This window comes from Vibrio sp. 10N.286.48.C11 (assembly GCF_041469805.1).
GTDB lineage: Bacteria > Pseudomonadota > Gammaproteobacteria > Enterobacterales > Vibrionaceae > Vibrio > Vibrio crassostreae_C.
Map to the genome: position 1 here is coordinate 1 of NZ_JBFRLK010000175.1, position 646 is coordinate 646.

At 48.8% G+C, this 646-nt stretch carries 1 protein-coding gene; it reads left to right on the top strand.

Features of this window, described 5'->3' with window-relative positions:
- The coding region (locus tag AB4209_RS22465; protein ID WP_372057458.1) for a VCBS domain-containing protein at window positions 1-646 on the top strand (646 nt) is incomplete at both ends.

Here is a 646-nt window from a genome sequence, read left to right on the forward strand (position 1 = left end):
CGGTAACGACATCAGGCACGCTAACCAGTACGGATTTGGATAACCCGGATAACACCTTTACACCAGGTTCGATCACGGGAACCCACGGTGATTTAACCATTGATGCCAATGGTCACTGGGGGTTTACCGCCAACAGTGCGTTCAACCAACTCAACGTTGGCGATAAGGTTGAAGAGACCTTTACGGTTGCTTCTGTGGATGGTACACCATCGACTGTTAAGGTCACCATCAACGGCACAAACGATGCCGCGACGGTTAGTAGTGCGACTGTGGCTGTCGATGAGACGGATAAAGCCGTCACGACTTCAGGAACTCTGACCAGCAGAGATATCGATAACCAAGACAACACCTTCACACCAAGTTCGCTCACTGGTACACATGGCAATCTAACCATTGATGCCAATGGCCACTGGGTATTTACCGCTAACAGCGCGTTTAATCAATTGAATGTCGGCGACAAGATCGAAGAGACCTTCACTGTCTCGTCTATTGATGGCACAGCGTCAACGATCAAAGTGACAATTAATGGCACCAATGATAAAGCGACGGTCAGTACCGCAACGGTCAGTGTGGATGAAACTGACAAAGCGGTAACCACATCAGGAACGTTGACCAGTACTGACGTGGATAATCCAGATAATACCTT